Source organism: Veillonella parvula, from assembly GCF_040094895.1.
Taxonomy (GTDB): Bacteria; Bacillota; Negativicutes; order Veillonellales; family Veillonellaceae; genus Veillonella; species Veillonella parvula_L.
On sequence record NZ_JBBNGV010000001.1, the window covers coordinates 191,969 to 207,652 of the forward strand.

A 15,684-nucleotide genomic window follows, 5' to 3' on the forward strand; every position below is an offset into this window, starting at 1 on the left:
GAATATTACGTAGATTTAGAAAGGAACGAAAATGGCTGAATTAGGCGAAGAATTACGACGTGAACGGGTAAGACGTAATCTAACCTTTAAAGATGTGGAGCAAGTGCTGCACATTAAAACAACCTATTTAGAGGCTATCGAAGATGGTAACTATGATATCATTCCTGGTCAAGTCTACGTAAAAGGTTTTATTCGAAATTATGGTAACTACTTAGATCTTGATGGGGATCGCTTGGTGAAAGTATATCAGGGCCAAGTAGGAGACATAGATACCTTTTCTTTACGTTCTGTTACAAGACGGAAGGCTCAAGCAACTCCTAATTTGGTACAAAGTGAGTTTGTTGAATATCAAACATCTAAAAAGCGTATGTCCTTAGAAACGCGTCAACGAAAACGTCAACGCTCTATTGTACAAGAACGCATTATTTTAGGGATTATTTTAGTTTGTATGGCATTATTTTTACTATGGTTATTCCTGTTCTAGTATCTGATTAGGCATGATAGAAAGGCATTTACACAATCAATGGATAGATTTTTAGTAACAGAACCTTCGGATATGAAGGAACGTGGTTGGGCTGAATTAGATTTCGTTCTCATCAGTGGGGACGCTTATGTGGACCATCCATCCTTTGCGCCTGCAGTTATCGGTAGATACTTGGAATCCAAAGGTTATCGTGTAGGCATTATAGATCAACCAGATTGGAATGATGTAGAGGCTTTCAAAAAACTAGGTAAACCACGTCTAGCATCCCTTGTTACGGCAGGGAATTTAGATTCAATGCTTAATAAATTTACGGCAGCAAAGAAAGTTCGCCGTCAAGATGATTATTCTCCAGGTGGTGAGTCAGGTCATCGTCCAGATCGTGCTACCTTGGTATATGCTAACCGTATGAAGGAGGCTTACAGTGATGTACCTCTTATCATTGGTGGTATAGAAGCGTCTTTGCGTCGCTTTGGTCATTATGACTATTGGTCAGATACGGTGCGTCGATCCATCTTAGTAGATTCTAAGGCCGATGTACTCGTCTATGGCATGGGAGAACTTCAAATCGTTGAACTAGCTGATGCCTTAGATCAGGGTCGATTTAAAGAGTCTTTGCCATCTATACGTGGCATTTGCTACATGGCAAAGGAAATTCCAACCATTGACTATGTAGAGTGCCCATCGTATGAAGCTATTAAGGCGGATAAGATGGATTTTGCCGATGCATTCCGCATTCAATACGATGAACAAGATCCGTTCTATGGACGTATTGTAGTCCAAAAGCATGGTGATAGATATCTCATTCAGAACACGCCTGCCTTGCCATTGACACAGGAGGAAATGGACGGTGTCTATAACTTGCCATATACTCGAAAGTGGCATCCTAAATACGATGATAAGGGTGGTGTGCCAGCATTAAGCGAAGTTCAATTTAGCCTTGTGAGCCAACGAGGTTGCTTTGGCAGTTGTTCTTTCTGTGCTATTACTAATCACCAAGGGCGTATCATTCAGAATCGTAGTCATGAGTCTTTGATTGAAGAAGCTCACATGATGATCAAGATGGACAATTTTAAAGGGTATATTCATGATGTAGGGGGTCCTACGGCAAACTTCCGCCAGCTAGCTTGCGATAAACAAGCTGTCTATGGTGCGTGTAAAGGTCGTACTTATGCGGCTCCAGAGCCTTGTGAAAACTTGAATACAAATCATGATGACTATATTGCTTTACTGCGTAAATTACGTAAACTAAAAGGTGTAAAAAAGGTATTTGTTCGTTCTGGTTTGCGTTATGACTATGTACTAGCCGATAACAATAAAGATTTTGTGCGGGAACTTTGCGAGTTTCACGTAAGTGGGCAGCTAAAGGTAGCTCCAGAACATGTATCTAAACGGGTTACCAATATGATGGGGAAAGCTGGTAAAGAAGAATTCCTAACCTTTAAGTCTTGGTTTGAAGAGGCAAATAAAAAGCTTGGTAAGAAACAATACTTAGTGCCGTACTTTATGAGCTCTCATCCCGGTTGTGCCCTAGAGGATGCTATTGAATTAGCGGAATTTTTACGAGATCACCATATGTACCCAGAGCAAGTACAGGATTTTATTCCTACGCCGGGTAGCCTTTCTACTTGTATGTATTATACGGGCATTAATCCACTAGATGGAAAACCTGTTTATGTTGCTAAAAAGGGTAGAGATAAAGCAAAACAGCGCGCATTGATGCAGTTTAAAAATATTGAAAACTATGACCTTGTTAAAGAGGCTCTCATAGAAGCCAATCGACGTGATTTAATTGGCTTTGGCCCAGAATGTTTAATTCCACCCCGACCAATTGGTGGAAATTCTAAGCGTATTAGCCAATCTAGTAAATCTCGTAATGGCAAACGAGGTTGCGAATCTAGGAATCGATGCCAGACTGGAAAAAAACGTAGTAGAGATGTGACTAAAGTTCGTACATCTAATAAAAGTTTTGGTGGTCGTTACATGTAGGGAGTAGCTCTAGCTACTCTCATTTTAAGATACTTTATGTCTTATGGGAGGCATATATGAAACGATGGATTGCTCCGAGCATCTTAGCATTATTTGTGGTAGGAATGTTGATCTATGGCATAAACTTTTACCAACAAGAACAAATAGAACAGGCCAAAGAGCCTATTCGTGGTGAAATTATAGTCTATACGGACTTACCTAATACTTTGACAGCTATGCTTGCTGAGCGTTATGAAGAGGAACAAAAGGTAAAAGTCACTGTAATGCCTCTTACAGAGGAACAAATGTCGCAACGGTCGGCTTCTACAGTGGCTGATACTTCTGGTGATTTGGTGCTAACTTCTGAAGATAATCTCGTAATTGGTGCCAATGCAGGTAAATATATGCCCATCGTCAATGAACGTATTGACGAGGTACGTGATAATCTAAAGGATCCAAATGGCTATTGGGTTGGTATTTGGTATGATCCCATCGTATTTGTTCAGAATGATACCTTCCATAATGGCATTGGTAAATATATTACTACATGGGATACATTGGGAAAACAAGGTGATTGGTCTATCGTTATGACTGATTTTGTAGCATCTCAGAATGCGGCCAATTTGCTATATAATATGGTAGAGTATAAAGGGGAACCAGAGGCTCTTGAATACTTGTATAGTTTGAAGCCCCATGTGGTTCAACATGCTAAATTTTTGTCTACTCCAATACGACTAACTGCGCTAGGGGAGACAAATATTGGTATTGGTAACTTGTCTGATGCGGCGCAATATAGTCATCATGGGTATCCAATTAAGATCATTTATCCTAAAGATGGTACGTCTTATTATGTGACTGGTGCTGCCGTTTTAAAAAATTCAAAACATAAAGCAGATAGTGTAGAGTTTATTAATTGGTTACTATCTTCTAAAACGGCGAAATATATGGTAGAAAAGAATTTTACTTATATATTTACTAATCCTGAGATGGATGAGCCAAAAGATTCTATGGGGCATGATTTAGTATTATGGCCTGTGAATGGTGGTTATACTCTAGAAGGTAAAAAGTTACTATTAAATCATTGGGTTAGCCAAGTACGATTCCGTAAGGACTAAGTCAGTTGTATAAATCCAAGAAATAAATAAGAATCTAGTGACGAAAGGATATAGAATGGGGAAAAAATTAGGATATGTTAGCCTAGGTTGTGCTAAAAATTTAGTAGATACAGAGGTAATGTTAGGCTTATTGCGAGATAATGGCTATTCGATTACAGAAGACTTAAGCGAAGCAGATCTTATCGTTGTAAATACCTGTACTTTTATTGAAAAAGCTAAGGCTGAGTCTATAAATACTATACTTGAGGTTGCCCAATATAAGGAGGATGGTACTTGTAAGGGCCTCATCGTAGCAGGTTGTCTTAGCCAACAGTATCAGGATGAATTATTCCAAGAAATTCCTGAAATTGATGCATTAATCGGTACCGGTGCATGGGATCAAGTTATGGTAGCCGTTGATGCTATTGAGCACGGCAATCGCAGTTGTATCATGGAAAATATTACGAATATCTATGATGAGCGCATGCCTCGTATTCAAACAACACCTCGTTATAGTGCATATGTAAAAATTGCAGAAGGCTGTAATAACGGGTGTACATTCTGTATTATTCCTAAGGTACGTGGTGCATTCCGTAGTCGTACTATCGAGTCTATTAAGGCTGAAGTGGAACGATTGGCTGCGACAGGGGTTAAGGAAATTGTTCTTATCGCTCAAGATACAACAAGTTATGGTATTGACCTTAATGATGGAAAACCATTGTTGACGACATTGTTAAAGGAATTAACAACTGTAGAAGGTATAGAATGGATTCGCATGCTATACCTATATCCGACATTCTTCTCTGATGAATTGTTAGATATTATCGTTAATGAGCCAAAGCTTTGTAAATATGTAGATATTCCATTGCAACATGTTAATAACGATATTTTGAAACAAATGAATCGCCGAGACGATCGCAATGATATTGAGCGCTTGCTTAAGAAGATTAGAAATGCACCGACTCATATTACATTGCGCACCTCTATCATCGTTGGATTTCCTGGTGAAACAGATGAACAATTTGAGGAACTTTGTGACTTTGTAAAAGAAATCAAATTCGATAATATGGGCGTATTTACGTATTCTCAAGAGGATGGTACACCAGCTGGTGCTCGTGAAGACCAAATACCAGAAGAGGTCAAAGAAGAGCGTTATCACGTTCTTATGTCCATCCAAGCTGCTATCTCTGAAGAGAATAATCGCAATTTAGAAGGTACCATTGATTATGCGATGGTAGAGGAAATCGAAGAAGGCGAGAATAACACATTGCTTGCAAAAGGTCGATTGAAATCTCAAGCACCTGATGTAGATGGTAATATGTACATTGAAGACTGCGGTGAAGACATTCAACCTGGTGATATTCTTAAGGTACAAGTAGAGCAAGGCTTTGCTTATGATGTAGTAGCTACAGTTGTAGAATAATGCACAGTTCGATATATTCGATTGTGGAGGTGATCTGATGATTGTAGAACTTATTTCTACAGGTTCAGAATTATTGTTAGGTGATACAGTAAATACGAATGTATCATGGCTAGCACAAGAGTTGAATAAACTAGGATATACCATTGCCCATCAATCGGTGGTAGGTGATAATCCGAAACGAATGGCTGAAGTTTTTCAGCTCGCTAGTACAAGGGCTGATATTATTATTAGTACTGGTGGGCTAGGACCTACGCAGGGCGATATTACACGTAATGTACTTGCCGATTCAATTGGCAGACCTATTGTATTTAATCAAGAGGCCATGGATGAGCTTGAAAGATTCTTTAAAAGTGTAAACCGTACTATACCTGATGCGAGTCGGCGAGAAGCACAATTACCAGAAGGGGCGAAAGTATTATATAACCCTGTTGGAGTTGCACCAGGTGTCGTCGTTGAAGATGGAGATACTACATACATACTTCTGCCAGGTCCTCCTGGTGAAATGAAGGGTATGTTCCAAGAGAGCGTAGTTCCTTATTTGAATAACCGATTTGGTTCTCAAGGTGTTGTTACATCTTATCGTTATGGTGTGTATGATATTCGTGAAATCGATTTAGAAAGCACCTTGATGGATCTCATTAAGCAGCAATCAAATCCAACCATAGCTTTACTCATTAAAAAAGGTTATATCGAAGTACGCATTACGGCTAAAGCTGAAACATTAGAAGCGGCCCAAGACCTACTAAATCCATGGGATGCAATCATACGAGAGCGATTAGGTTCTCGCGTAGGACGCGACTTAACGATTTCTATGGAGGAAACTCTAGGCCGAACCTTGTTAGAGAAACATAGTACTATTAGTACTGCTGAATCATGTACATCAGGATTAGTTGGTAAGCTTCTTACTAATGTCAGTGGTAGTAGTGAGTACTATATGGGTGGTGTCATTTCGTATAGTAATGATTTGAAACATCGTGTTTTAGGTGTACCACAAGATATGTTAGATATATATGGCGCTGTTAGTGAACAAGTGGCTAAGGCTATGGCAGAGGGGGCACGAACTGTTGGCCAAACAACATATGCTGTTTCTACAACGGGGATAGCCGGTCCTGGTGGAGGAACTCAAGAAAAGCCCGTTGGACTAGTGTGGTTTGGTGTTACTGGTCCACATGGCACAGTGGCCCATAAAGCTAATTTAATTGGCAATCGAGAAGATATTAGACAAAGTGCGGCAGAGCTAGCACTATACTATGTTTATACTTATATAACAGAAAAGGAGAAATAAAATAATGGCTGTAGATGGCAGACAAGCAGCGTTGGATAACGCGTTAAAACAAATCGAAAAAGATTTTGGTAAAGGTGCTATTATGCGTCTTGGTGAAGCGGCAGATCGCATGAATGTAGAGGTGATTTCCTCTGGTTCTCTTGCTATCGATATTGCTGTTGGTGTAGGTGGTTTCCCTCGTGGCCGTGTAATTGAAATCTACGGTCCAGAATCTTCTGGTAAAACAACAGTGGCTCTTCACGCTGTAGCAGAAGCTCAAAAACAAGGTGGTATTGCGGCATTTATTGATGCGGAGCATGCGATGGATCCTGTATATGCTCGCAACTTGGGGGTAGACATCAATAATTTGTTGATTTCTCAACCAGATAATGGAGAACAAGCTCTAGAAATTACAGAAGCTCTTGTTCGCAGTGGTGCAGTAGATATCGTTGTAGTTGACTCCGTAGCGGCTTTGGTTCCTAAAGCGGAAATCGATGGTGAAATGGGTGACGCTCACGTAGGTTTACAAGCTCGTTTGATGAGTAAAGCTTTGCGCAAATTGACTGGTATCATCAGTAAATCCAAAACAGTTGTTATCTTCATCAACCAATTGCGTGAAAAAGTAGGTGTTATGTTCGGTAATCCTGAAACAACAACTGGTGGTCGTGCGTTGAAATTCTATTCCTCTGTGCGCCTTGATGTTCGTAAAGGGGAATTAATTAAAGCAAATAACGAAAATGTTGGCGCTCGAACAAAAGTCAAAGTTGTCAAAAATAAGGTGGCACCTCCATTTAAGACAGCTGAATTTGATTTGATGTATGGCGAAGGTATCTCTAAAACTGGCACACTTATTGATATTGGTACAAATATGGAAATTATTAATAAATCTGGTGCTTGGTACTCCTATAATGGGGAACGTATGGGGCAAGGTAAGGAAGCGGCTAAACAATACTTGTTAGAGAATCCACAAATAGCTGATGAAATCGATCGCATTATTCGTGATACATTGGCTGTTGGCACTGAAGAAATCGATGTAATTGGTGAAGAAGTAACTGAAGAAGTATAATCATGAGTGACGAAACGATGCAAGCTGCTATGGATCAAGCGTATCGCTTCCTAGCCCAACGCTTCCTTAGTTCTTATGAGCTGACGAAAAAAATGAGACGTAAACAATTCGAGGACCCTATCATTGAGAGGGTCCTTGAGCGCCTTAGAGATTATGATTACATTAATGATGAACGTTTATCTGAGCAGGTATTAGCGTATTTGATGAAAGAACAGAAATACGGTGCTTATATGATTAAGCAAAAAATGAAACTTAGAGGACTTGCGATTCCTCAAGAAATTTCTGCTTATGATGAGGTAAAAGCTGCTTATCGGGTGGTAGAGAAAAAATTTGGATCTATTCTCAATGAAGAAAAGACTCCTCGGGTAAAAGTTTTTAGTTTTCTCAAATACAGGGGGTTCTCAACAAGCACAATTCAAGTTGTATGCAATGATTTTTATGAATAAATTCTGCTTTTTGAGAGGCCTTGGTAGGCTTGTAAAATCTTGACAGAAAGGGCTTTGAAGTCTAAAATTAATAATAGCCTTATTTATTTATATGATGATATGGCTAATTGATAATTTAATGCATAAAGGGCATAAAAAGGAGCATGAAAGCTCAATTTTGAGAAATAAAAAGGAGGTGAAAGAAATTTTAGAGTATAGTCTAATTGCAGTGGTAATGGTACTGATTGGACTAGGGGTAGGCTATTTTTTAAGAAAAAATATTGCTGAAGGAAAACTGAATCAAGCTGAACAAGAGGCTGCTCGCATCATTGCAAATGGTGAACGCACAGCTGAGTCTAAAAAGAAAGAAGCTTTATTAGAAGCGAAAGAAGAAATTCATAAGCTCCGTTCTGATGTAGAACGAGAAAATAAAGATCGTCGTTCTGAACTTCAACGTATGGAACGTCGTATTCTTCAAAAAGAAGAATCTTTGGATAAAAAATTAGACAATATTGAGCACAAAGAGGAAGCTTTACATCGCAAAGAAGCTGACTTAGCCCAAAGCCGTGAAAAGGTAGAAGCTTTGTATGAAAAACAAATGGCAGAATTGGAACGTATTTCTGGCATGACGTTCGAAGAAGCAAAAAATATCTTGTTAACGAATGTGGAACAAGAAATCCGTCATGAAACGGCGATTATGGTTAAGGAAATGGAGCAGCAAGCTAAGGATGAAGCGGAGAAAAAAGCGAAAGAAATTATCTCCTCTGCTATCCAACGTTGTGCAGCTGACCATGTAGCGGAAACTACCGTATCCGTAGTGGCATTGCCTAATGATGAAATGAAGGGGCGCATTATCGGTCGTGAGGGCCGTAACATTCGTGCACTCGAAACATTAACAGGTATTGATTTGATTATCGATGACACACCAGAAGCAGTTATTCTTTCCGGTTTCGATCCAATTCGTCGTGAAGTGGCTCGTATTGCGCTGGAAAAATTGATTGTAGATGGTCGTATCCATCCAGCTCGTATTGAAGAAATGGTTGGTAAAGCTCGTAAAGAGGTGGACCAAACTATTAAAGAGGCTGGTGAACAAGCGACATTTGAAGCTGATGTTCATGGCTTACATCCTGAAATTGTTAAGATTTTAGGCCGTTTGAAATATCGTACTAGTTATGGTCAAAACGTATTGAAACATTCCATTGAAGTATCTCATTTAGCAGGTTTAATGGCAGCTGAACTAGGCTGTGATGTAACTTTGGCTAAACGAGGTGGTTTGATTCATGATATTGGTAAAGCATTAGACCGTGAACTTGAAGGTTCTCATGTTCAAATCGGTGTTGATGTGGCTCGTAAATATCGTGAAAGTGCAGCAGTAATTAACTGTATTGGTGCTCATCATGGTGATGAAGAGTTCCAAACCGTAGAAGCTGTATTAGTAGCTGCCGCTGATGCTATCTCCGCTGCCCGTCCAGGAGCACGTCGAGAAACATTAGAAAACTACTTAAAACGTTTATCTAAATTGGAAGAAATCGCTGAATCCTTCGAAGGCGTTGAAAAATGTTTTGCTATTCAAGCCGGTCGTGAGATTCGCGTTGTAGTAAAACCGGATAAGATTGATGAAGCTGAGTCTACATTACTTGTTCGGAATATCGTAAAACGCATCGAGTCAGAACTTGAATATCCAGGCCAAATTAAGGTCGTAATTATTCGTGAAACTCGCGTTGTGGATTACGCAAAATAATATGCTATAAGCGATAAGTATAGGCTGCAATGTTTTCATTGCAGCCTATTGTTATCAAAGTTTCGGTAATTATATATTGCTATATACGGCGTATAGGAATCATCATTTACATTGCGTTGTAGATGATGATTCCTATGATTCGTATCAAGTTATTTATACTTTTTTAATAATTTAATTGATTGAAATGCTTTACAAATAGAGGATTTTTTATTTGTATATAGAATTAATATATATATGGGGAAGGAGGCGTTGGCTATGAGCCGATATTTTGAAAATGAGTTGATTGAACAAATCAAAGATGCTAATGATATCGTGTCAGTTGTATCCGAGCATGTAGCCTTAAAGAAACGCGGCAAGAACTATTGGGGTTGTTGTCCATTTCATAATGAAAAAACGCCATCCTTTAGTGTAGCCCCTGAAAAGGGTTTTTATTATTGCTTTGGGTGCCATGCATCAGGAAATGCTATTAAATTTCTTATGGAATTAGAGCATTTAACCTTTGTAGAAGCCCTAGAGCGGCTAGCTAATCGAGCTAATATTCCATTGCCAGAGGCGAAACTTTCACCTGAACAAAGAGCTAGAGATGAAAGGCGCAAAAAACTGTATGAAGCTTCTGATTTAGCGTCTACCTTTTTCCATAACTGTCTCACTCAAACGTCTATTGGTAAAGTGGGATTAGATTATTTGAAAAAGCGAGGGCTCACACAAGAGACCATAGAAACATTTAAGCTTGGTTTTGCTCCTGATGGTTGGGATAAGTTATATCGTGCCTTTCATGAGCGTGGCATTGATGATTCCATTCTTTTAGAGTTGAATCTTGTCCGAAAGAACCAAAAGGGTCAATTTTATGACTTCTTCAGAAATAGAATTATGTTCCCTATTATGGATGGTAAAGGGCGAGTAGTTGCTTTTGGTGGACGCGTTATGGATGATAGTACACCAAAATATTTAAACTCTCCAGAGTCATCAATCTTTGAAAAAGGTAAACTCTTATTTGCCTTTGATAAGGCTTATAAATCTATTCGTGAGGAAAAACAAGCTATTCTTGTAGAAGGCTATATGGATGTTATATCCGCTCATAATCATGGTGTTACTAATGTAGTCGCATCATTGGGGACTGCTTATACAAGAGATCATGGGCATATCTTGATGAGGCAAGCTGAAGAAATCGTGTTAGCTTATGATATGGATGGTGCTGGTCGTCAAGCGGCTGCTAGGGCTATTGAATTATTGCAAAATACGGATTTTAAGGTGCGTGTCCTTGCCATGCCAGACGGTAAAGATCCAGATGATTATGTGCGTAATCATGGGGGACAGGCATTTAAGGAGTTAGTTGCTAAAGCTGTTAAACCTCTTGATTATCTATTAAGTGAGTCTTTGATTAAACACGATACAAATGATACAGAGGGGAAGCAGGCTGTTATGGCAGATGTTTTCCCATATATTGCAAATATAGATAGTCAAACACAGAGAGATGATGCTTTAAAAACATTGGCATTGCCATTATGGCTTGATAATAGTACTATTTTTAGATACTTTAGAGATTATGTGAAAAAAGGACAAATTGAATTAGTGGATACTGCATCAACACCTTTGCCAACACAGGATTTACCAAAGGGGGATGCGGAAAAATTATTGTCCTTAGCTTTCACAGATGGCGAAGTATTACAACATATGATGAGCTATTTGCCATTAGAGGACTTTGAAAAAATTGAATATCGAGGTATAATAGAAAAGCTATTCACCTTGTATAAGTCCGAAGGTCGTCTAGATGAAACTGCAATTCAATCTGTTTTATCTTCTCAAGAATACGATATTTACTCTAGGTTGGTCGTCATGAGTGACGATGACTACAAGGTACAAGTGCCTGCATTAATCCGCAAGATAAGGCTCCATTCATTGCGTGAACAGTATAAAGCGCATTCAATTATGGCGGATCAATTAAAACGAGCAGGAGATTCGACGTTTATTAGCGAATTACATAAGTGTCAGGAAATACAGAATTTAATTAGAGAATGGTCTAAGTAAATCATTAATGGTTAAAAAGGAGAGCGCTGTGGCTAAGAAAGTACAAAAAAGTCAAATAGAGGAGATTGTTGAGCAACTTCTTGAAAAAGGCCGTAAGAGCGGTGTGTTGACACAATCCGAGATTTCAGATGCTCTTCATGAGCAGACGGAAATTACTGCGGAACAATTAGATGATATTTATACGACTTTGGGTAAATTGAATGTTGAGATTGTGGCAGATATTGATGCTGATGATACAGATAGTCATACAATTGAAACGGATGAAGATGAAGACGAAGTTTCTAGCGAGAAGAAAATTTCTATCGATTTAAGTGTTGATTCTGGTGTTAATATTGATGACCCTGTACGAATGTACCTAAAAGAGATTGGTCGCGTACCATTGCTTTCAGCTGACGAAGAAATCGTATTAGCTAAGCAAATCGAAGCTGGTGCACAAGAGGATGCTACATATAAAGATATTCAACTTAGCAAAAAGGCTAAGAAAAAATTGGTAGATGCTAACTTGCGATTAGTTGTAAGTATCGCGAAACGTTATGTAGGTCGCGGTATGTTGTTCTTGGATCTAATCCAAGAAGGTAACCTAGGTCTGATTAAAGCGGTAGATAAATTCGATTATACTAAAGGTTATAAATTTTCAACGTATGCTACATGGTGGATTCGTCAAGCGATTACGCGTGCTATTGCAGACCAAGCTCGTACGATTCGTATTCCTGTACATATGGTAGAAACAATTAATAAATTGATTCGTATTTCTAGACAATTGTTGCAAGACAAAGGTCGTGAGCCATTGCCAGAAGAAATTGCTGAAGGTATGGGAATTACTGTAGAGCGGGTACGTGAAATTCAAAAGATCGCCCAAGAGCCAGTATCCTTGGAAACTCCGATTGGTGAAGAGGAAGATTCCCATTTAGGGGACTTCATCGAGGACCAAGATGCAATTGCTCCAGATGATGCAGCTAGCTACATTTTATTGCAAGAACAAATTGAAGATGTATTTACATGCTTGACTGATCGTGAGCAACAAGTATTGATTTTACGTTTTGGTTTGAAGGATGGTAAGCCTCGTACATTGGAAGAAGTTGGTCAACATTTCAATGTTACACGTGAACGTATTCGTCAGATTGAAGGTAAAGCGCTTACTAAATTGCGCAACCGCGGTAAACGTGATAAAATCAAAGATTTCTTATAATATTTTGAATCTCTTAAGGGTTGTAATGCAGTGTTGTATAGCACTGTATTGCAACCCTTTTGTGTTATAATAAAAAATGGTAATATCTTACAATAAAAAGTAATTTATGATAAGACTTACGTAATAGACAAGCGTTTCATGTAATAGCGATAAGTTTTATGTAATAGATATAAGTTGAAAGCTTATGTAATAGATAGGAGATATAATGTTTACAGTTACTAAACGGTTAGAGGTGAGTGCATCTCATCAATTAAAACTAGATTATCCGAGTAAATGTCAAAATCTTCATGGGCATAACTGGATTATTACAGTTCATGCACGTTCTGAAGAGTTAGATCATAATGGGATGGTCATCGACTTTACGATTATTAAAGAAAAAATTCATGGTCGCTTGGACCATCGCCATATCAACGATGTACTAGGCGATATAAATCCTACTGCGGAGAATATGGCAAAATGGATCGCTGATGAATTGGGCCCAAAATGCTTTAAAGTAGAGGTTCAAGAGTCTGAAGGGAACACAGCTATTTATGAACGTGATTGAGATTTTTGCCTCTATTGATGGGGAAGGTAGTCGGCAAGGTTTGCTGACTACATTTTTACGCCTCCATGATTGCAATATTCGCTGTTCCTATTGCGACACGACTTATAGCTATGGCATTGATAGTGTTTTCACAGAGATGACTATATGTGAGGTGGCGGATGTTATTGAAAGCTTAGGTAATCATCGCATTACTATTACTGGTGGGGAGCCTCTATTACAGGAAGCTGCTGTTGTAGAGTTAATTGATAAATTAAATCGTCGGAAGGCTTTAAAGATACAAAACAGTCCATCAAATCAAAGTGATTTAACTTGTATTAATGATGTAGATAAAGATTTAGATACATTTGATAAACGAGAGAGGCCTAATAATAGTCCTTATGATTTCAATATTGAAACAAATGGAACGATTGTACCGAGCTTTCAGAGAGAAAATGTGTGGTTTACCTATGATTATAAAACACCGTCCTCTTTAGCCGAAGAGTCTATGAATGTAGATATATTTAAGGCGGCTACAGAACGTGATCTGATTAAGTTTGTCGTTGGTTCTCCAGAAGATTTGGATTGTATGCGTCGCATAATTAGTAAATATCCTACAGTGGCTCAAATATATGTATCGTCTGTATGGGGACAGATTGAGGCGGCATCGATTATCGATTATATGAAAGCATATAATTTGCAGAATGTACGATTCCAACTGCAAATCCATAAATTTGTATGGGATCCAGATGCAAAGGGCGTATAGTATCGTTAGGCTGTGTAGTATCAGTATCTTTTCTATGGTATAAAATGATATGAGGTCTGATGAAATCTTGATATAAAGGGGTAAATATGGATACAAAAAAAATAGAATCGCTTATATATCAGTTGTTAGAAGCATTAGGTGAGGATCCTAATCGGGACGGCTTGTTAGAAACACCGAAACGGGTGGCTCAAATGATGGAAGAGGTATATGAAGGCATTCAGTATACAAATGCTGAGATTGCAGAAATGTATGGTAAGACTTTCGCTGTAGATACAAATCAAATGGTAGTAGTAAAGGATATTACTTGCTTCTCTCATTGTGAACATCATATGGCATTGATGTATGATATGAGTATCAGTATTGGGTACATTCCAAAAGGTCGTGTCATAGGTTTATCTAAGATTCCCCGCATAGCTGAAATGTGCTGCAAGCGTTTACAACTACAAGAAAAAATTGGTGAAGATATTGCGGAAGTAATTTCCTTAGCGACAGGGTCTGATGATGTTATTGTGCACATTACATCGTCTCACAGCTGCATGAGTGCACGAGGCATTAAATCTACAGATAGCCAAACGACTACACTAACTACTAAAGGCGTATTTAACGAAGATCATATGATTCACCGTTTTATGCTAATGAAACAGTCTTAAGATTTGAGTTGTCTTGACTAAATGATAGTCTATTCGGTATAATTAATAAGCTAGAAACTAACTGAGGGCCTATAGCTCAGGGGTAGAGCAACCGGCTCATAACCGGTCGGTCCCTGGTTCGAACCCAGGTGGGCCCACCATTATGTTGACATCTACCGTCCTTGAGAATTCAAGGGCGGTTATTTTTATATGTAACTCATTTTGAGACAACATAATAGATATTATTTCAGAATAGTATTGTATTTAGATATATATAAACGAGAACAAATAAGTAAGAAAATAATCAAGAATTAGTAATTACGAATAAATAATTAGTGATAGTAGAGGAAGTTATGGAACCTAGACCTATGATGGACCGCCTAGAAGCGGTATTCTCAATCGTACCTAAGGCCCATGCCATTGCCGATATCGGTACCGATCATGGCTATTTAGCGGTAGAGCTCATCAATCGTCAACGCGCTGAATATGTCATTGCCGGTGATGTACATAAAGGTCCGTTAGAGTCTGCAAGATCATATGTTGAGTCTTGTGGACTAGCCGATAAAGTAGATTGTCGTTTAGGCGATGGTCTTAAAGTGACAGAAAAGGGCGAGTTGAACGGCGCCATTTGTTGTGGTATGGGTGGATTTTCAATGCGGGATATTGTAGATGCAGGCCCAGAACCATTAGAGTTTTATGTACTCCAACCACAGAATGGACAAAAAGAATTACGTCAATATATGGTTCAAAAGGGATATGTTATCGTTCTTGAAATCATCGTAGAAGATGCTGGTAAGCTCTATACAGCATTTTTAGCAATACGCAATGACTGCATGGAAGCTTATACAGGTATGACTGAATATGTAGATATTTATCAATCGTTACCGGCAAACTCCTTGTTGTGGTTTGTAGGGGCTTTATTGGAACAAGATAGACCACCACTCTGGAGGAAATATATAGAGTATTTAATATATCAACGACAATGTGCATTAGATGATATGACAGAGAAATTAAATCATACTGATAAATATCAGGATTTAGAGCAGGAAGTTAATTTTCTTCGTAATCTTTTAGAGAATAAATAGAAAGA

At 38.6% G+C, this 15,684-nt stretch carries 14 protein-coding genes and 1 tRNA gene; all 15 read left to right on the forward strand.

Annotated features, from left to right (window positions below):
- Positions 1-31: 31 nt before the first annotated feature.
- The 15 genes from AAAT26_RS00865 to AAAT26_RS00935 all read left to right on the forward strand — a co-directional run bounded on the left by AAAT26_RS00865 (position 32) and on the right by AAAT26_RS00935 (position 15,679).
- A complete protein-coding gene (locus tag AAAT26_RS00865) occupies positions 32-484 on the forward strand; it encodes a helix-turn-helix domain-containing protein (RefSeq protein ID WP_004698676.1) in 453 nt (150 codons plus the stop codon).
- Positions 485-523: 39 nt separating this feature from the next.
- Positions 524-2,470 carry a YgiQ family radical SAM protein gene (locus AAAT26_RS00870; RefSeq protein WP_349208751.1) on the forward strand — a complete coding sequence of 649 codons (1,947 nt, stop codon included), beginning with the start codon at positions 524-526 and terminating at the stop codon, positions 2,468-2,470.
- A 56-nt stretch (positions 2,471-2,526) separates the two neighbouring features.
- Positions 2,527-3,564, forward strand: coding sequence for an ABC transporter substrate-binding protein (locus AAAT26_RS00875; protein WP_008601367.1), 1,038 nt, complete (start codon positions 2,527-2,529; stop codon positions 3,562-3,564).
- A 55-nt stretch (positions 3,565-3,619) separates the two neighbouring features.
- Positions 3,620-4,966: a 30S ribosomal protein S12 methylthiotransferase RimO gene (gene rimO / locus AAAT26_RS00880; protein ID WP_021148332.1), complete on the forward strand. Its 1,347-nt coding sequence runs from the start codon at positions 3,620-3,622 to the stop codon at positions 4,964-4,966.
- A 37-nt stretch (positions 4,967-5,003) separates the two neighbouring features.
- A complete protein-coding gene (locus AAAT26_RS00885) occupies positions 5,004-6,251 on the forward strand; it encodes a competence/damage-inducible protein A (RefSeq protein ID WP_120055403.1) in 1,248 nt (415 codons plus the stop codon).
- Between the two features lie 4 nt (positions 6,252-6,255).
- Positions 6,256-7,296, forward strand: a complete 1,041-nt coding sequence (gene recA, locus AAAT26_RS00890) for a recombinase RecA (protein ID WP_004696404.1) — start codon at positions 6,256-6,258, stop codon at positions 7,294-7,296.
- A gap of 2 nt (positions 7,297-7,298) precedes the next feature.
- Positions 7,299-7,742: a regulatory protein RecX gene (locus AAAT26_RS00895; RefSeq protein ID WP_120055401.1), complete on the forward strand. Its 444-nt coding sequence runs from the start codon at positions 7,299-7,301 to the stop codon at positions 7,740-7,742.
- Between the two features lie 118 nt (positions 7,743-7,860).
- Positions 7,861-9,462 (forward strand): ribonuclease Y, encoded by a 1,602-nt coding sequence (gene rny, locus AAAT26_RS00900; RefSeq protein WP_004696400.1) that lies wholly within the window; start codon positions 7,861-7,863, stop codon positions 9,460-9,462.
- 255 nt (positions 9,463-9,717) lie between these two features.
- Entirely contained in the window at positions 9,718-11,490 is a 1,773-nt protein-coding gene (gene dnaG, locus AAAT26_RS00905; RefSeq protein WP_281782912.1) for a DNA primase, read from the forward strand.
- Positions 11,491-11,518: 28 nt separating this feature from the next.
- Positions 11,519-12,679, forward strand: coding sequence for an RNA polymerase sigma factor RpoD (rpoD, locus tag AAAT26_RS00910; protein WP_004696398.1), 1,161 nt, complete (start codon positions 11,519-11,521; stop codon positions 12,677-12,679).
- Between the two features lie 205 nt (positions 12,680-12,884).
- Complete coding sequence (gene queD, locus AAAT26_RS00915) at positions 12,885-13,223, forward strand: 6-carboxytetrahydropterin synthase QueD (protein WP_004696395.1); 339 nt, start codon at positions 12,885-12,887, stop codon at positions 13,221-13,223.
- Positions 13,210-13,965, forward strand: coding sequence for a 4Fe-4S cluster-binding domain-containing protein (locus AAAT26_RS00920; protein ID WP_349208752.1), 756 nt, complete (start codon positions 13,210-13,212; stop codon positions 13,963-13,965). Before queD ends, AAAT26_RS00920 begins: the two co-directional genes overlap by 14 nt.
- An 86-nt stretch (positions 13,966-14,051) precedes the next feature.
- Complete coding sequence (folE, locus tag AAAT26_RS00925; protein WP_287511269.1) at positions 14,052-14,615, forward strand: GTP cyclohydrolase I FolE; 564 nt, start codon at positions 14,052-14,054, stop codon at positions 14,613-14,615.
- Positions 14,616-14,680: 65 nt separating this feature from the next.
- Positions 14,681-14,755, forward strand: a tRNA-Ile gene (locus tag AAAT26_RS00930).
- A gap of 192 nt (positions 14,756-14,947) precedes the next feature.
- A complete protein-coding gene (locus AAAT26_RS00935; RefSeq protein ID WP_349208753.1) occupies positions 14,948-15,679 on the forward strand; it encodes a tRNA (adenine(22)-N(1))-methyltransferase in 732 nt (243 codons plus the stop codon).
- The last annotated feature ends 5 nt before the right edge of the window (positions 15,680-15,684 follow it).

Coding starts and splice junctions, on each gene's coding strand:
- AAAT26_RS00865 (WP_004698676.1), top strand. CDS start 32: ATGGCTGAATTAGGCGAAGAATTACGACGTGAACGGGTAAGACGTAAT.
- AAAT26_RS00870 (WP_349208751.1), top strand. CDS start 524: ATGGATAGATTTTTAGTAACAGAACCTTCGGATATGAAGGAACGTGGT.
- AAAT26_RS00875 (WP_008601367.1), top strand. CDS start 2,527: ATGAAACGATGGATTGCTCCGAGCATCTTAGCATTATTTGTGGTAGGA.
- rimO (WP_021148332.1), top strand. CDS start 3,620: ATGGGGAAAAAATTAGGATATGTTAGCCTAGGTTGTGCTAAAAATTTA.
- AAAT26_RS00885 (WP_120055403.1), top strand. CDS start 5,004: ATGATTGTAGAACTTATTTCTACAGGTTCAGAATTATTGTTAGGTGAT.
- recA (WP_004696404.1), top strand. CDS start 6,256: ATGGCTGTAGATGGCAGACAAGCAGCGTTGGATAACGCGTTAAAACAA.
- AAAT26_RS00895 (WP_120055401.1), top strand. CDS start 7,299: ATGAGTGACGAAACGATGCAAGCTGCTATGGATCAAGCGTATCGCTTC.
- rny (WP_004696400.1), top strand. CDS start 7,861: ATGCATAAAGGGCATAAAAAGGAGCATGAAAGCTCAATTTTGAGAAAT.
- dnaG (WP_281782912.1), top strand. CDS start 9,718: ATGAGCCGATATTTTGAAAATGAGTTGATTGAACAAATCAAAGATGCT.
- queD (WP_004696395.1), top strand. CDS start 12,885: ATGTTTACAGTTACTAAACGGTTAGAGGTGAGTGCATCTCATCAATTA.
- AAAT26_RS00920 (WP_349208752.1), top strand. CDS start 13,210: ATGAACGTGATTGAGATTTTTGCCTCTATTGATGGGGAAGGTAGTCGG.
- folE (WP_287511269.1), top strand. CDS start 14,052: ATGGATACAAAAAAAATAGAATCGCTTATATATCAGTTGTTAGAAGCA.
- AAAT26_RS00935 (WP_349208753.1), top strand. CDS start 14,948: ATGGAACCTAGACCTATGATGGACCGCCTAGAAGCGGTATTCTCAATC.